The 18,850-nt window shown below is 49.4% G+C and carries 3 protein-coding genes; 2 read left to right on the forward strand and 1 reads right to left on the reverse strand.

What is annotated here, in order from left to right:
* Window positions 1–2,176 (reverse strand): midas domain-containing protein (locus J7438_RS15435; protein ID WP_209277248.1); only part of this gene is annotated, 2,176 nt, incomplete at its 3' end.
* Window positions 2,177–3,064: 888 nt separating this feature from the next.
* On the opposite strand from J7438_RS15435, the gene J7438_RS15440 reads away from it, so the two are divergent.
* Both J7438_RS15440 and J7438_RS15445 read left to right on the forward strand, forming a co-directional pair.
* Window positions 3,065–9,673 carry a hypothetical protein gene (locus J7438_RS15440; protein WP_209277249.1) on the forward strand — a complete coding sequence of 2,203 codons (6,609 nt, stop codon included), beginning with the start codon at window positions 3,065–3,067 and terminating at the stop codon, window positions 9,671–9,673.
* A gap of 66 nt (window positions 9,674–9,739) precedes the next feature.
* Window positions 9,740–18,838 (forward strand): hypothetical protein, encoded by a 9,099-nt coding sequence (locus J7438_RS15445; protein WP_209277250.1) that lies wholly within the window; start codon window positions 9,740–9,742, stop codon window positions 18,836–18,838.
* The last annotated feature ends 12 nt before the right edge of the window (window positions 18,839–18,850 follow it).

Consider the following 18,850-nt stretch of genomic DNA (forward strand, 5'->3'; position numbering starts at 1 on the left):
CCTCTGGCTCAGCAAACAACTCTTCGATGCCATCAAGCTCACTGTAATCCTCCTCAACTGATGTTTGCTCAGTCGATTTTGCTTTGGTCTCGATCGTTTGAGTATCATCCTCGTTCTCAATTGACTGAGTATCATCTTCATTCTCAATCGGCTGAGGATCAACTTCGTTCCTAATCGACCCAGCATCAACATCACTTTCAGCGACAACTCCATCAAGCCCACTGTCACCATCCTCGGCCGATGTTGCCTCTGTCAATTCCTCTTCTGTCTTAAGCGACTCGGCATCACTTTGATCGACTTCACCGGCGGATAAACCACTGTCTAATGCTGCATTGTTGGCGGAGTTCTCTGGCTCAGCAAACAACTTTTCGATGCCATCAAGCTCACTGTAATCCTCCTCCTGATTGTCGTCTAATGCGGCACTATCACCGGAGACCTCTGGCTCAGCAAACAACTCTTCGATGCCATCAAGCTCACTGTAATCCTCCTCAACTGATGTTTGCTCAGTCGATTTTGCTTTGGTCTCGATCGTTTGAGTATCATCCTCGTTCTCAATTGACTGCGTATTATCTTCATTCTCGATCGACTGAGTATCAGCTTCAGTCTCAATTGACTGAGTATCAGCCTCAGTCTCAATCGGCTGAGGATCAACTTCGTTGCTGATCGACCCAGTATCAACATCACTTTCAGCGACGCCACCAAGTTCACTGTCAACATCCCCGGCTGATGTCGTCTCTGTCGATTCCACTTCTGTCTTTATCAACTCAACATCACTTTCAGCGACTCCACCAAGCCCACTGTCACCATCCCCGGCTGATGTTGTCTCTGTCCATTCCTCTTCTGTCTTGAGCGACTCGGTATCACTTTGATCGACTTCACCGGGGGATAAACCACTGTCTGATACTGCTTGGTTGGCGGAGTCCGCTGGCTCTGCAAACAACCCGGCAACGCCATCAAGCTCATTGTAATCCTCACCGGTACCGCCGGTTTGCTGAGTAGCATCGGGCTGTGCACTAGGGTCTGTTGCAGAGTCTGTTTGCCCGGAAGGACCCTGCATGATGCCGGGCATCAGCGAAGTCTCCCCTATAACAGGATTATCAATCATCACTGCTACTGCGATATCATCCAAGGGGTCTGTAACACCTCCGGCATCCGCAGAGTTGATGGAAATATCCTGATCAGCCGGGCTTGCCTCAGTCAGACCCTGCGCTGTTGTTTCAGTCCTTACAGAGCTGCCATTGCCCGGCCCCACCTCAGGCTCGGTTTGAGAAGGCTGGTCCGTTGTGGCTGTATGCACTGGCCCTGCCAGAGAACTTCCCATTGTCTGTTGTTGAGCTATCGGACCACCATCAATGTGCGTGGCACTGACAGAACCGTCCTCAACTCTGGCCCGCACATTGATGGTAAGCAGACATTGTCTGTTTTCAAGCTTGGCAAAGTCATTAATACCCGAGGACTCCTCCCCGATTTGTTGGTCAATGTCCGAGACTTGCTGTTTCAGATTGGTGATTTCCCGGTCAGTGCTGGCCTGATCAAATGATGCGAAGTTTTCATCGCGATGCTTATCAAGAATCTTTACGGCTTTATCCATCAGATCGCCCAGGTTGAGCTGATCTTCCAACTCTTCCCCGGGGGGGATCAGGCTCAACTTTTCGCCACTTTTAAGCGTAATTTTAACCTTCAGGGCGGGCGGGAAGTCTGCGTTTTTAAGTGCCTCAAGAGCCCTCTTCGGGCTATCGTTCTGAGCATTTTTCAATTCGGCTACTGACTTTTTCAAGCCTGTCAGAGAGGCATTTACCGCCTTGTTTTCACTACTTTTCTTAAGCAGTTCATCGGCCTGGTTGAGCAGCTGGCCTTGCGTTTCCTTCAGTTCTGTCTGGTCAGGTTTATCCAGCTGATCACCCTTAACAGAGGGCAGCGATTGATCAGTAGCCTGTTGAATACTCCTGTCACTGAGCGCTTTATCACCGATGGCGTTCCCCGTATGGTCAAAACTGTCTACCCCCGATTGGCTCACTTGTGGTTGCACATCCTGCATGACTTCAGCCTGGTGAGTCGCAAATTTGCCAACAGTCGTTTGAGAGGATGGCAGTGGCACCGAAGCATGTTGGACTGAGCTGGGGTCAATGGCACCAGAAGGGATGCTGCAAAGTGGGTATCTCAGGAAATTGTGCATGATTCATAACTGGTCAGTAGTATTGCCATTGCTATCGGCAGCAGTCGGGAATTAGCAACATCTTCGTAAAGCCATTCGTTCGGGCACAATCACATGGTGATCTAAAACAGGAGTGTTTTCTGTGGGGCGGCCATCCGTGGGGCGGCCATCCGTGGGGCGGCCATCCGCAGGGTAGCCATCCACTTGTTTGTGTGTGTTTGCTTTATCCCCCTATGTAATAGTAACCAGTGTAACCATATTGGCTAAAGACAACTCTCTGATAAAAAAGCGAATGTTGCCCATAAATGGTATGCCCCAGACCACTAACTCAGGAAAAGGACTGCTGCCAAAGAGAAACAATTAACTATTTACCGTAACAAGCCCAGAAAACGCTTGGTATACCACTTGTAACTCCGATGTGGAATTAACCTTGGTGGTAGCTATTCAAAATACCTAACATAAATCTGGAATTTTCTGATTTATATACCATTCTCTTAAACATTATTGTTTATCAGCACTTATCAAAATTAAACGACTTCAGACTAAAGGTTTCTCTAAACGTCATTCTTTATTTTTTGATATTGAAGGACAGATGTTTGATATAGAAAAACCGGATACATTTTTAGTGGCGGCCTGCAGGTCTGAAGTCAAAAACTGTACATATGGAGACCTTAGTAAGGCTATGGACGTCTATCTTAACCATGACGATTTTCTGCCATCCAATGTAAGTTTACCAGTCACTGTTTGGTAATAGCTGTTCAAAACTACAACAATATACCTTTGCCGTGTGCTGAATTATTACAAAAAACAATAGCACCTGATTTATCCGTTTATCTGCCAGAAAAAATCATAACAAAAATGGCCAACACATTGTTTCATGCCAATTGACCAAAACACAGGTATCAGGTAATGAATAACCAGATAGCGCCAACGACACTCACTTATCAGAATGCATACACTGCTGAGACTGTTCACAGTGACTTAGCAGAACAATCAACCCAAAAGAAATTCCTATCTTATCGAACAAGTGCCGAGTCAGATGTCCAGAAACTGATTAATAAAAACCAGGCAGAAACAAAGGTTCTGGAAGGCAAGATACAAAATATGCAAAAAAAATTAACTGAATGCCTTCAGTATCACGCTCATGATAAACTTTTCATTAAGCCTGAACCTGGAAAGAACCACAGCAATAACACTGAGACAAATTACCTTGCTAACAAACCGCTAAACCCATTATCCGACAACACCACCACCACCGACATTAGCCCGGAAATCACACGACTACCGCCGGGTTCTGCCATTGACAGCACTGTCTCATCACCCGGCGTACCAGCTACTGACAATACCCTCACGCCATCAATACCCGCACACACAACCCTTAACGACGGTTCAGCAACGGCTTTAACCACTCAATCGGTAAACACAACCCAGGCAACCAATGGAACAAGTGCAATTATCCCGACTACTGCCCTCCCACTACTGGGAGAGCTGGTTTCCGATAGTGTGAAAATCACGTTACTGACGTCACTGAGAGACAAGCTGGCAAACTATCAACAACAAAACAGGCCCATGGCAACTGCCGATAATCACGGGGGGAGTATCACCGGGATAGGCCGGGAGCCGGAGACCATGATCGGGATAGGTCAGCAGCCCGACTCCCTCATCGATGTACGTCCGGATGATCAAACTCTTCGGCTAATCCATCAGTTCCTTCAGCAGCATTCAGACCCAACTTCACACCCAACGTCACAATCAGCGGTTGACTTGTCCCCGTTAATATCAAGTATTGAAAAAAGGGTGGTAATGTATAAATTATTCAATCTGGTATTAATGGTTTCTTCCTTCACTGAGTCTATTAAAAAATCCTTCCCAGCCGTAGCCACGATTTATGACAATGAACTGAAACAGCTCACCAATGAAATAAATAATTACGCCCTGCAGAACGAACAGGATGACACGAAAATCAAAAGAACCAGAAGAACCATTACGAAAGAATTAACTGATATTCTGCTCAGAGCGCTGAGAAATTTTGAACTGACGCCAATGACTCACGAAATGAAGGTATTCTTCAAAGGCTTCGAAGAAAGGCGCAATGCCTTCAACAAAGCTCTGTATAAAGACGACAGCCTTATTGATGACCATGAATTTAAAGATATGTTTGAATGCATGAAAAACAAAAGAACACTTATTCTGGGACTGAAAAATTACAACCAGGAAATTGAACAGGCCATTGCTGACGGCAATTATTACCGGGTTGGCCAAATCACCTTCAGTGTTAATACACTTCATAACAAAGTACAGAGCACACCGGATAACTTCATATCAGGAAATCCTTATCTTGATCTGTTAATCAAGATCAGTAATTTAGAAGCCAAACAGATTAAACCCTTACTATCACTGGCCAATGAGGCAGCTGCCTCGGTCCCTATTAATGCACTCATTTTAGAAGCATGTGCGCAGGATGCCCTGGACCTGGCATTCAATGAAGGTTACTCACCCGGATTTTGTGCCGGGGATTTAATGGCCACAGCCATTGCCGGTCGTTATGGAATGTTCACCAATTCATTGGTGAGTCTGGCAAATTCAATATTATATGGTTTCGATTACAGTCGACTACCACTCCAGGTCAGAGTGACCTTGCAGGATGCATTATTTTACAAGGCCCACTCTCATCCCTGGAACCATGCCGAATCAGCGGGCCTGGGTGACCAAAGCCTATATGTCTTGAAGGTGCTGAAAAAATCTGTTCCTGTGGGGACAGGTATAATGTCTCAGATTCGCGCGCACACTTTCAATTCAATGAATAGTCTGATCAATATAATGTTAAACAGTATTCCTGTTCGCAACCTTGGCACTGAGTGGGTCCAGTTTGCGGTTGGTCCTAATGAGAAACATGTCTGCTACTTTGCTTTCAGCAAAAGCAACAATCTCTTCAGGCTCACTGTTCAAGATCATATTACCGGTGTGACCACGGTTACCGGTACTACTCTGGAGCAGCTAAAAACTGCCATACCAAATGCGTTAAGGCAATTTGCTCATACCTATAAAATACCGCTGACCCCCGGGCCTCAGGCTGTCCCCGTTCCCGGTAGAGGTCTCTTTCTCCTTGGCAACTCGATACTGGACCCGCTGGAAGACCTGGAACTTATCAAGGATTCAGCACTCACCGTTAAAGATATCCTGACCCACGCCCCCTCCCAACTCCAGGAACTGGACAAGGAAAGAATCGGAGCCCTGACGACAAAATACCTTGAAACCGTCAAAAATGCTGCCACCCGGAAACTTCTGAACATCAACCTGAAATCCCTGTCACAATCAGAGTCAGAAGCACTGGCAGAAATTGCGCAAATGCCCATGGTTTATCTGATGCGGGAAGTCCTGACAATGCTCGAACTGCATCAGAATCTTGCTGCATACCTCCCTAACAAACTTACCGACGTAAAGTTGATGAATGCCCACGTTGTTACAACGCTGCATAAGATTGACCAGGCCGCCTCCGGGAAAAACACCGCTGATGCCGATGCCCAATCAGAGCCACAGGGTGCAGCATCGGCACCAGCAACCACTGACCTGACCGCCAGCACTGCCGGAGAGCTGATCAAGCTGGCTATTGAAAGGGACTTAAGCCTGCTTGACCCAGAGCCGGTCACTGATTCCGTTACAGTGCAACCCGGCGGAGCCGGAGCCCATGCCGCGCCCGAAAATACAGCGCCAAAAAATGCTGCGCCCAAAAGCCATGGCAGCAGTGTTAAAGGCATAAGTACGGGAGGGAAAATCGGTGGCGGGCTCGCCAGCTTTGCTACAGCGGTTATCGGACCTTTGGGATTATTCAAGCTTTCCTGCCCCGGCTGCCTGACAGAAATGGCCAACGAACTCACCGAGAGTGTTGGCGACAGCCTGACAAACGTCATTGGACGAGTGTCACAACACGCAGGAGAAGAAGTCGGGGAGAAAGCCGGGGAGAAAGCCGGGGAAGAAGCCGGGGAAGAAGCCGGGGAAGAAGCCGGGGAAGAAGTCGGTGAAAAAATCGGAGAAAAAGCCGCGAAAAAAGCCCTCAAAGAGGCTGGAAAGAAAGCAGCAAAAAAAGCCCTTACATGCAGACGGTCGGTTGGCGGCTGTAACCGGGAAAACGGCGAAAATGATGCTGGTGAAACTGGCGGTGAAACTGGCGGTGGAGCCGGTGGTGAAACTGGAGCAGGCCTTGGAGCTGGTGGTGCAGTTGGTGGTGCAGTTGGTGGTGAAGTTGGTGGTGAAACCGGTGGTGAAGTTGGAGGAGGCATTGGAGCAGGTGGTGTCGCGGCACATAAAGCAGGCAAAACACTTAAAAAGTTGTACGAGGCCATAAAAAAAGCTATCGAAAAACATCATCATAAAGAACACTCTGAAAAGCAAACCTCCCAAGGCTCAGCAGCAAAACCAAACCAACCGCCAATAGTGCCGGTGATCATTGCAGAAAATGCAGCAAAAAAGGTAATCGCTGCAGAGCACACTACGATACAGCCAACAACCAAACCAGCGACGGCATCAAGCACCGGAAACAGCAACCATATAAATGCAGGTATTGCCACTGTTCCAGACGATGCAACCAGTGCTGACCAACCAACAGAAACATTAACAACTGATAAAAAAGCAATACATCAATCGATAACCGGACAAACAGCATTATCATCTGAAACCACCTCAAAAGAAGGCAACCTTGGTATATCTGACAGTACAACGGTGTCTCCAGCCTCAAAAGTAATCTCAACCGCTGCACAAACCAGGCAATCAAGCCAGACGACAACAATCCAAGACACCACCACTCAGCCAGTCACTTCTGGCTCCACGGATAGCTCAGCTGCTTCTTCATCAATAACGCCTGCATCAACAGGCACGACAACCGAACAGACAACAGCAACAACTGACAGCACCCCGCAAGAAAAGACTGCCAGTATTTCCGATCGTACAAACCCAAAAGAAACCCCAACAGACACTGCAACAACAAATGCTTCACCTGCGCCACAGACAGAATCTGATAACAACCAACAACTGCTGGGAGTCATCAAATCATTTAAAGACAAAAGCAAAAAGATCCATTCACGCTTCAATAAAAAGATGGCCAAAGCCTATATCCGCACACGCAACCAGGTCCGCCGGGCACCAACAACCATGGGGCAGCCGTTAAGCAGTTTTAAAAAAGGGGTTCTTCTGGGGGATTCTTCACTGAACAAACTGAATCAACAATTCAGTAACGATTTCCTGAGTATTTATAAATCTGCTCACCGGTTTATGAAGTCTCTACGCTCGGTTTCGGTCAGTGAAAATAGCCGCCGTACCGCCCAATCCATTATCAGCAGCAAGGTCATTTCCGAGTTCCGGGCAATGTATGCCACATTCAGCAATATACGTCTACAGATGCTGTCTGACCTGGGCTATACCAACCAGCAATCACTGGACCATGCCACCATCATACGACTTTCGTCTGGTGTTTATACCCCTCCTGCAACGGCCTCCGTGAATACAGCTCATTTGCTCAAGGCTATAGAGCAGCAACCACAGTCAACCAACCCTGACGGCTTTGATCGTTTTATGAACGATCTGGGCCAATTTCTGCATGGAAAAACCGGCCAGAAACAACAGACGACAACAGAAACCGCAAACTCCCGACCACAGTTGAACCCTGAGCCAACGGAAAAAGTGGAAAAGCTGAACAGTGATATCATTGCCCGGCAAAACAGGCCCCACAACCATGAGTTATTAACCCGTATCTTGCAACAGGAGCAAACCCTGTTGCTTGAGAGTATCCAGCAGCAACCCAATATAAATCCTGTCAGGAAACTGGAAAGTAACACCACTCCAACTCTTCAAACCCAAGGCATAACCAGTGTCCAGCCTGACCCGGGAAAATCCGGCGACCATCCGGGACCCATTTCCGGCAAAACCAGCACACCACCGGCCATAGCCAGTACACCCAGCACCAATGGCCAAACCGCCACAAGTGCCATAACACCGGCAAACTATCCCCTCACCGACAACCTGACGCTGGCCAACATGCTGGCTGCAAAAATCAGCGATCATCCCATACACCTGAACCACACCGTGGCACCAGGAACCACAGGAAAGAACTCCTCCCCGCTTGACCAGTCATCGGGCATGAAGCTGCTGACTGACAGCCTGGCCCTGGCCGGACAGCTGCACAAAGAGCTTTCGGCCCTGGCCAACGATCTGACCACCCCCGATAAAAATATCAGTACACAGTGGGACCAGGACGATCTGATTAACCTTGCCATTGTCCAGACCCTGCCTGAAGCATCCGCTGGCAAGGCAACGGAAAACTTTCTGTCAAGCGTCCTCACCTCAACGACAGTGGGCATACAACACCGGCAACCTGGCCATCTTTTCCGGGCCGATGGCTCCCTGCGTGGCACCAGCCAGGACCCTGGCACACCACTTTTCCATGACCCGTCAACGGGCCAGACCATCGACCACAGTGCAACCCGGCAACTGGCGAGCATCATGTTACAGGCCATGGCCAGAAGCCGACTGGCTGAACAGACAGAGAACGACGGTATACCACAACATCTGTCCAGCAAAATTATTGACCAGGCGGCAAAACTGCAGAGTCACCAGTCCCAGAGGTTTGTCGATCGAGTAAGTCAATGGCTTTGGCTGGAGCAGGGTTCGGAGGCACGCACCAGGGCCTCACTGGCCTCACGATTTGAGCAACGACTGTCGTCCAAGCAGAGTATCGACATCACACCACCAACCGGCCTGCCACTGATCAACGATCTGGTCTCCGGTCGTTACCATAAAACCCAGTCCCGCTTTATGAATCTGGGCCCGGCCAGGCAACTGGAGCTATTGAAGTCCCTGGCCGACAGCCCTGACTACCTGGGGCTTGACCATTTTGCTGAACCCCTGGCCCGGTTGGAAGCCGACTTCACGACAGCTACATATACACCATCGCCTATCCCGGAAGACTCGAATCAGATTTCGGACAGCCAGCCCCCCGATTGGCGGACCTTCCAGCTCAACCAGAAAGCCTGGCAACTGTTTACCCATCTGTATAACGCCCGGTTTGAGGCACCGGCAGAGGCCATCAACCGGATAAAAACCGCGGCACTGATCCAACGCCAGGGCATTGAGTCCCATCCGGATGAGGCCCAGCGGCTTAATCAGCTGGTGATAACACTGCTGCCGATGCGAACCAGTGCCAGTGACCGGGCCCAACTGATCAACACCAGGGACAAGGCGCTGCCGAAGCCAGTCAGACTGCACCAGTTCAACCAGCAACGCATCACCGAAATTCTCAGCAGCTATGCAACCATCAAGTCGCTGGCCAGCAGGCAATTCCCGCAGGTATTCGGCGACCAGGTCAGTGATGCCCGGTTAAAGGATGAACTGGTCTCCCAGATAGCAAGGGCGAGTTTGCAGAAGCTTAAGGGCAAAACGACAACCGGTCAGTGGCAACAGGCAGTGACAGGACAAATGATCAGGGAGTTTGCCGACTTCCGTAGCAACTGGGCTGAAGCCAGCTGAAAAATCAGTTATTCAATCCATTCCATGGTTAACCACTTTAATTAACCAAGACACAGGTTACCGGTAATGAATAATCAGATAGCACCAACAACCGCTACTTATCAGAATACTTATACTGCTGAAACCGTTCAAAGCGACTTACCCGAACCATCAACCAAAAAGAAATTTCGGTCTTATCGAGCAAATGCCGAGCCAGATGTCCAGAAACTGATTAATAAAAACCAGGCAGAAACCAAGGTTCTGGAAGGCAAGATACAAGATATGCAAAAGAAATTAACTGAATGCCTCCGACATCGTACCGATGATACACTTTTCATTAAGCAGTCCCCTGTGCCTGGTCAGAATACTCATCAGAATAACAGCAATAGCCCTGGCACAAATTCCACTGCTCACAAACCGCTCACACCATTATCCGAAGACTCCACTACCACCGACGTCAGCACGGAAACCACAGAACTACCACCAGTCTCTATAACTGACAGTACTGCCTCGTCACCCACCTTATCGGCTGCTGACCATGCAGCCCATAACAGTGCTTTCACATCCTCAATACCGACACACACAACTGTTAACGACAGTTCAGCAACGGCTATAACAACCCAGGTGGTAAACACAACCCAGGCGACCAACGGAACAGGCACAATTATCCCGACGACAGCTCTCCCTGCACTGAAGGAGCAGGTTTCCGACAGTGTAAAAATCACGTTAATGGCGTCACTGAAAAACAAGCTGACGGAATATCTACAGCAGCGAAACAAGCACACAGTAAATACGCCAAATTACCCGGGCAATGTCACTGGGCTAGTTCAGCAGCCTGAAACAATCATCGGTAAACGTCCGGATGATCCATTGCCGCACATTCGTTACAGTCAGCAACCACACCCAATGAGTGACTTGTTCGAGTTAATATCAAGTATTGAAAAAAGGGTGACAATGTATGAACTATTCAATCTGGTACTAGTCGTTTCAACCTTCACTGAGGCCATTAAAACATCCTTCCCAGCCGTTGCCCGGATTTATGATAACGAACTGAAACTGCTCACTGATGAAATAAAAAATCTCCTCCCAGATCTCGAGCAGGGTGACACGAAACGCAAAAGAACCAGAAGAACCATGACAAAATCATTCACTGATCTTCTGCTCAAGGCGCTGGTTAAATTTGAGAAAGCGCCTATGACTAAAGAAATGCAAGTATTCTTCAAAGGCTTCGCAGACAGGCGTAATACCTTCAACAAATCAGTGTATACAGACAAAAGCCTTATTGAAGACGACGAATTTAAAGAAATGTTTGAGTGGATGAAAAACAGAACAACAATTATCAAAGGAATGCAGAAGTACAACCAGGAAATTGCACAAGCCATCGCTAACAGGAATTATTACCGGGTTGGTGAAATTGCCTTCACTGCTAATATACTGCACCAAAAAGCATACTTTAGCCCAGAAGACTTCGTATCAAACGACCCTTATCTTGACTTTTTAATCAAGGTCAATCATTTACTGGCCAACAACATTAACCCCTTAGTAACACTGGCCAATAAGGCAGCTGCCTCGGTCTCTCTGAAACCACTCATTCTTGAAACAGCTGCCCAGGATGCCCTGAACCTGGCATTCGATTCAGAATTTGCAAGAGGATTTTGTGCCGGGGATTTCATGGCCACAGCCATTGCCGGTCGTTATGGGATGTTCACCAATTCATTGGTGAGTCTGGCCAATTCAATAGTATTTGGTTTCGATTACAGTCGACTCCCGCTCCAGGTCAGAATTGCCTTGCAAGATCTAATGGATTACAAGACCCCCATAAAACCATTCTACCATCCCGAATCGATTGGTCTGGATGCTGAAAGCCTGTATGTTGCCCAGATTATTAACAAATCTATTGCTGTGCGCAAAGATCTATTGTCTCAGGTTGACTCGGGCAGTTTCAATTCAATGAGTAGTCTGATCGATAAACTGATAGACCAGATTCCTGTTGGCAGCCTTGGCACTGAGACGATCCAATTTGCAGTCCGTCCTGTTGCGCAACACGTCTGTTACTTTGCTTTCAGCAAAAGCAACAATCTCTTCAGGCTCACTGTTCATGATCATCTAACCGGTGTGACCACGGTTACTGGCGCAACTCTGGAGCAACTAAAAGCAGCCATACCCAATGCGCTGCAGCACTTTGTTCATGAATATCAATTACCGATGCACGCCGGGCGTCAGACTGCCCCTCTTCCCGGTAGTGGTTTCTGTCGCCTTACCAGCGCTTTGCTGGATCCGATGGAAGACATGGAAGTGATCAGGGATTCAGCGCTCACAGTTAAAGATATCGTGACCCACCTCCCCTCCGAACTCAAAGCACTTGACAAGGAAAGAATCAACGCCCTGACGACAAAATACCTTGATACCGTCAAAACTGATGCCACTCGAAAACTTCTGAACATTAACCTGAAATCCCTGTCACCATCAGAGACAAAAGAGCTGGCAAAGATTGCGCAAATGCCCATGGTTTATCTGATGCGGGAAATCCTTGCAGCCATTGAATACATTAAAACCAATCCTGAACTCACCGATCACCCAATATTTACTAACTTCAAGCTGATGAATGCCCACGCAGTCACCACACTGCATAACATCGGCGAGCACCTGTCCACTGCCCCGAAAAAAACCGCTGATGCCGATGCTCAATCAGTGCCACAGGGTGCGGCATCGGCAACCACTGACCTGGCCACCAGCACTGCCGGAGAGCTGGTCAAGCTGGCTATTGACAGGGACTTAAGCCTGCTTGTCCCAGAGCCGGGCGCTGGTGCCTTTGGAGCGCAAGCCAGTGGAGCCCAACCCGACGGTGCCCATGCCGCACCCGACAGCAAGGGCAGCAGCGATGTATCCAGTAGTACTATTGGTGGGATAATCGGTGGCGGGATCGGCGGCGCTGCCGCAGAAATTGGCATGGCAGTGTTATCATTCATCGCCCGTTGCCCCGAATGCCTGTCACGAATGGCCACTGAGGTCACCGAGGATGCTGCCGACAGAGTCCTTAGCCGGATATCTCAAAACACCGGCGAGAGCGTCGGGGAGAAAGTTGGAGAAGAAGCTGGGAAGAAAGCTGCCGAAGAGGCCGAAGAAAAAGCCGGGAAAAAAGCCCTTGAAGAGACTGGAGAAAAAGCTGTAAAAAAAGCTGGAAGAAAAGCTCTTAAATGCAGGCGGTCAACTGGTAGCTGTGACCAGGGAGACGACGGTGAAGGCGGTGAAGGCGGTGAAGGCGGTGAAGGAGTCGGTGAAGGAGTCGGTGAAGGAGCAGGCACTGGTGGTGCTGGCGCTGGCGCTGGAGCTGCTGCTGGCGCTGGAGCTGGTGCTGGCGCTGGAGCAGCTGCTGCTGGAGCCGGTGCAGGGGGAGCAGCCGGCGGGGCAAGTGCCGGTGGCGGGGTAGCCGCTGGCGGTGGTGTTGTCGTGTTAAAGAAAGTAGGCAAAACATTAGAAAAGCTTGTCAAGGCGATAAAAAAAGGTATTGACAAACACAAAAAACACGAAAAAGAGCAACACGCAAAACAGGTGGTTATTGCAGAAGATGCAGTAAAGCAGGCGATTATCGCAGCACATGCCATGCAACAGTCAACAACAAAACCAGTGGCGTCTACAACCTACGGGATCAGCAAAAAAACTAATGCAGCTAATGCCATCGTTCCAGACGATACAACTAGCCCTGACCAACCAACAGAAGCAGCTACTGCTTTAGTAACCAGGGAGTCTTCAAATGGCAGGGAGTCTTCAACGGGCAGGGAGTCTTCAACGGGCAGGGAGTATTCAACTGGCCAAACCGAAACTCTTGATGCCATTACAATATCTGCTCCAGTGACAACACAGGCTGCACAAAGAGAAATAACAACAGATGAAGATGAATCAACAAATCAACCAATAGCCTCAACAACGCCTGAGACTATCACCAAGGAAAGCACCTCCAACATTCCAGCTGGCACAATAGCAGCTTCAACACCAACGGAAGACTCGACGGCCACAGAAACTGATCAATCTACGACAGCCACTACAACTCAGGCAGCAATTGAGAAAACAGTAAGACATCAATCGACAACCGGTCAAATAACATCATCAACACCGGAAACCACCGAAACAGAAGGCGACCCTGGCATACCTGGCAGCACAACAGCGCCTCCAACCCCAAAAGCCATCTCAACCGATGCACAAACCAGACAATCAAGCCAGGCGGCAACAACTATCCACGACACCACTACTCATACAGTGACTTCTGGTTCAAGAGATAGCTCAGCTGCTTCTTCGTCACTGCCTCCTGCATCAACAGACACGTCAGCCGAACAGACAACAACGCAACAATCAATCACTCAAGAAAAAGCACGATCAACGTCTGATGCCACCAGTCAAAAAATGACTTCTGGCATTTCGGCTAGCACAACTGCCGCTACACTGCTGACAGAAACTTCAACAGCCACAGGAACCGCTCCATCAACAAAATCACCAATAGCCGCTACAACTCAGACAACAACTGATAAAAAAGCAATACATCAATCAACAACCGGACAAACAGCATTCTCGTCTGAAACCGCCGCAACAGAAGGCAACCTTGGTCTATCTGACAGCACAACGGCGTCTCCAGCCTCAAAAGCAATCTCAACCGCTGCACAAACCAGGCAATCAAGCCAGTCGGCAACAACAATCCATGACATCAACACTCATACAGTGACTTCTGGTTCAAGAGATAGCTCAGCTGCTTCCTCGTCATTGGCACCTGGATCAACAGGCACGGCAGCCGAACAAACAACAACACAACAATCAATCACTCAAGAAAAAGCACGATCAACGTCTGATACCACCAGTCAAAAAATGACTACTGATATTTCAGATAGCACAACTGCCGTTTCACCGCTGACAGAAACTTCAACAGCCACAGGAAAAGTTCTATCAACAAAATCACCAAGAACCACTGAAACTCAGGCGACAACTGATAAAAAAGCAATACACCAATCGACAACCGGACAAACAATAATATCAACTGAAACCACTGCTACAGAAGGGAACCCTGGTATACCTGACAGCACAACGGCGTCTTCAACCTCAGAAGCCATCTCAGCCGATGCACAAACCAGACAATCAAGCCAGGCGGCAACAACTATCCACGACACCACTACCCATACAGTGACTTCTGGTTCAAGAGATAGCTCAGCTGCTTCTTCGTCATTGGCACCTGCATCAACAGACACGCTAGCCGAACAGACAACAACGCAACAATCAATCACTCAAGAAAAAGCACGATCAACGTCTGATGCCACCAACCAAAAAATAACTTCTGGCATTTTGGATAGCACAACTGTCGCTTCACTGCTGACAGAAACTTCAACAGCCACAGGTACCGCTCCATCAACAAAATCACCAATAGCCGCTACAACTCAGACAACAACTGATAAAAAAGCAATACATCAATCAACAACCGGGCAAACAGCATTCTCGTCTGAAACCACCGCAAAAGAAGGCAACCTTGGTATATCTGAGAGCACAACAGCGCCTCCAGCCTCAAAATCAAGCTCAACCGCTGCACAAACCAGGCAATCAAGCCAGTCGGCAACAACAATCCACGACACTAACACTCATACAGTGACTTCTGGTTCAAGAGATAGCTCAGCTGCTTCTTCGTCATTGGCACCTGGATCAACAGGCACGGCAGCCGAACAGACAACGCAACAATCTGTTTCTCAAGCAGTATCTCAAGAAACAGCACAATCAACGTCGGATAGCCGCGGACTCCCGGTAACTTCCGGCACTTCAGATAGCGCAACGACCGCTTCACCGCTGACAGAAACTTCAACAGCCACAGGAAAAGTTCTATCAACAAAATCACCAAGAACCACTGCAACTCAGGCGACAACTGATAAAAAAGCAATACACCAATCGACAACCGGACAAACAATAATATCAACTGAAACCACTGCTACAGAAGGGAACCCTGGTATACCTGACAGCACAACGGCGTCTTCAACCTCAGAAGCCATCTCAGCCGATGCACAAACCAGACAATCAAGCCAGGCGGCAACAACTATCCACGACACCTTCACTCAGACAGTGACTTCTGGTTCCAGAGATAGCTCAGCTGCTTCTCCATCAATGACGTCTGCATCAACAGGCAAGACAACCGCACAGACAACAACGCAACAATCTGCACCTCAAGCAGTATCTCAAGAAACAGCACAATCAACGTCGGATAGCCAGGGACTACAAGGAACTTCCGGCACTTCAGATAGCACAACGACCGCTTCACCGCTGTCAGAAACTTCAACAGCCACAGGAACAGCTCCATCAACAAAATCACCAACAGCCGCTACAATTCAGACAACAACGGATAAAAAAGCAATACATCAATCGACAACCGGACAAACAGCATTCTCGTCTGAAACCACCGCAAAAGAAGGCAACCTTGGTATATCTGAGAGCACAACAGCGCCTCCAGCCTCAAAATCAATCTCAGCCGATGCACAAACCAGGCAATCAAGCCAGGCGGCAACAACAATCCACGACACCTCCACTCAGACAGTGACTTCTGGTTCCAGAGATAGCTCAGCTGCTTCTCCATCAATGACGTCTGCATCTACTACAGGCACGGCCGCTGAACACACCACAACACAACAGCCAACCACAGCAGCGTCAGCATCCGACCACACCACGCAAGAAAAGACCGCCAGTATTTCCGATCCTGCAAACCACACCGAAACCACAACAGACACTGCAACAACAAATGCTACATCTCAGACGGCATCTGATAACAACCAACAACTGCCGGGAGTTATCAAATCATTCACAGACAAAAGCAAAACAATCCATTCACGATTCAATAGAAAGATGGCCAGAGCCTATGTCGAAACACGCAACCAGGTCCGCCGGGCAACAACAACGCAAGGGCAACCGTTAAACAGTTTTCAAAAAGGGGTTCTTCTGGGGGATTCACTGAACGAACTGAATCAACGATTCAGCAACGAGTTCCTGAATATTTATAAAAATGCTCACCGGTTTATGAACTCTCTGGACTCCGTTGCAGCCGGTGAAAATCAACGTCACACCGCACAATCCATCATCAGCGGCAAAGTCATTTCCGAGTTCCGGGCAATGTATGCCACGTTCAGTGGTATACGACTGCAGATGCTGTCAGTCCTGGGCTATACCAACCAACAGCCGCTGGACCGTGCCACCATCAAACAACTGGCGTCTGGTGTTTATGCCCCGCCCGCCGCAGTCTCCTTGAATACAGCCCACCTGCTCAAGGCCATCGAGCAGCAACCACAGTCGGCCAACCCTGGTGGCTTTGATCGTTTTATGGCGGAACTGAGCGAGTTTCTGCTGAACACCGGGCCAGTGGAAAAAGCAGAAGAGCTGAACAGTGATATCATGGCCCAGCAAAACAGGCTCCACAACCATCAGTTATTAACCAGTATTTTGCAACAGGAGCAGGCGCTGTTGTTTGAGAATATCTGGCAACAGCCCGATATAAATCCTGCCAGGGAACTGGAGAGTGGCTCCGTTCCAACTCCCCCATCCCATGGCATGCCCCGTGTCCAGCCTGACCCGGGCAAGACCAGCACACCATTGGCCATAGCCAGCACACCCGGTGGTACCGCCAAAAACGCCATAACACCGGCAAACTATCCGGTCACCGACAACCTGACACTGGCCAACCTGGTGGCCGCAAAAATCAGCGATCGTCCCATATATCACACCACAACTCCACAAACCATGGATAAGACCGCCTCCCCGCTTGACCAGTCACCGGGCATGAAGCTGATGACGGACAGCCAGGCCCTGGCCGGACAGTTGCGGGAAGAGCTTTCGGCCCTGGCCAGCGATCTGGCCAATGATTTGGCCACCACGGACAAAAAAATCAGTTCACAGTGGGACCAGGACGATCTGATTAATCTGGCCATTGTCCAGACCCTGCCAGAAGCATCTGGCATCAAGGTAACGGAAAACTTTCTGTTAAACGTTCTCACCTCAACGTCGGTGGGCATACAACACCAGCAGCCTGACCATATTTTCCGGGCCGATGGCTCCCTGCGCGGTACCAGCCAGGCCTCCGGCACACCACTTTTCCGTGATCCATCAACGGGCCAGACCGTCGACCATGGAGCAACCCGGCAACTGGCAAAAATCATGTTACAGGCCATGGCCAGAAGTCGGCTGGCTGAGCAGGCAGATAACAACGATATACCACAGCTTCTGTCCAACAAAATAATTGACCAGGCAGAACAACTGCATAGTCGCCAGCCCCAGAAGTTTGTCGAACGAGTAAGTCAATGGCTTGGGCTGGAGCAGGGTTCGCAGGCCCGCGCCAGGGTCTCACTGGCCATACGTCTTAAACTACGTTTGTCGTCCAGTCAACGGGTTGACCTCACACCACCAGCTGACCTGCCACTGATCAACGGCCTGGTTTCCGGTCGTTACCATAAAACCCGGTCCCGCTTTATGAGTCTGGCACCGGCCAGGCAACTGGAGCTATTGAGGAATCTGGCCAGCAAACCGGACTATCTGGGTCTTGACCATTTTGCTGAACCCCTGGCCCGGCTGGAGGCCGATTTCGCCGGAGCGACACAGACACCATCGGCTATCCCGGCAGGCGCAGATCAGCCTTCGGAAAGGCAGCCCCCTGATTGGCAAACGTTCCAGCTGAGCCAGCAAGCCTGGAAACTGTTTACCCATCTGCATAACGCCCGATTTGAGGCACCGGCAGAGGCGATCAACCGGATGAAGACAGCGGCACTGATCCAGCGCAAGGGCCTTGAGCCCCATCCGGATGATGCCCAACGCCTCAATCAGCTGGTGATAACACTGCTGCCGGTGCGCACCAGTGCCAGTGACCGGGCCCAACTGATCAACACCGGGAGCAAAGCGCTGCCGAAGCCAGTCAAACTGCACCAGTTCGGTCGACAACGCATCACCGAAATACTCAACAGCTACGCAAACATCAAGTCGCTGGTCAGCAGGCAATTCCAGGAATTATTCGGCGATCAGATCAACGATGCCCAGTTGCAGGAGGAAGTGATCGCCCAGATAGCAAGGAGCAGTTTGCAGGAACTCAAGGGCAAAACAACCGGTCAGTGGCAACAGGCAGTCACACAGCAAATGTTCAGGGAATTTGCCGACTTCCATAACGACCCGGCTGAAGCCAGCTGAACAATCAGTCAT

It is taken from the genome of Thalassotalea sp. G20_0 (assembly GCF_017744175.1).
Classification (GTDB): domain Bacteria; phylum Pseudomonadota; class Gammaproteobacteria; order Pseudomonadales; family Endozoicomonadaceae; genus Endozoicomonas.

Excerpts from the sequence above, each read along its gene's own strand:
- J7438_RS15440 (WP_209277249.1), top strand. The coding sequence starts at position 3,065 with ATGAATAACCAGATAGCGCCAACGACACTCACTTATCAGAATGCATAC.
- J7438_RS15445 (WP_209277250.1), top strand. The coding sequence starts at position 9,740 with ATGAATAATCAGATAGCACCAACAACCGCTACTTATCAGAATACTTAT.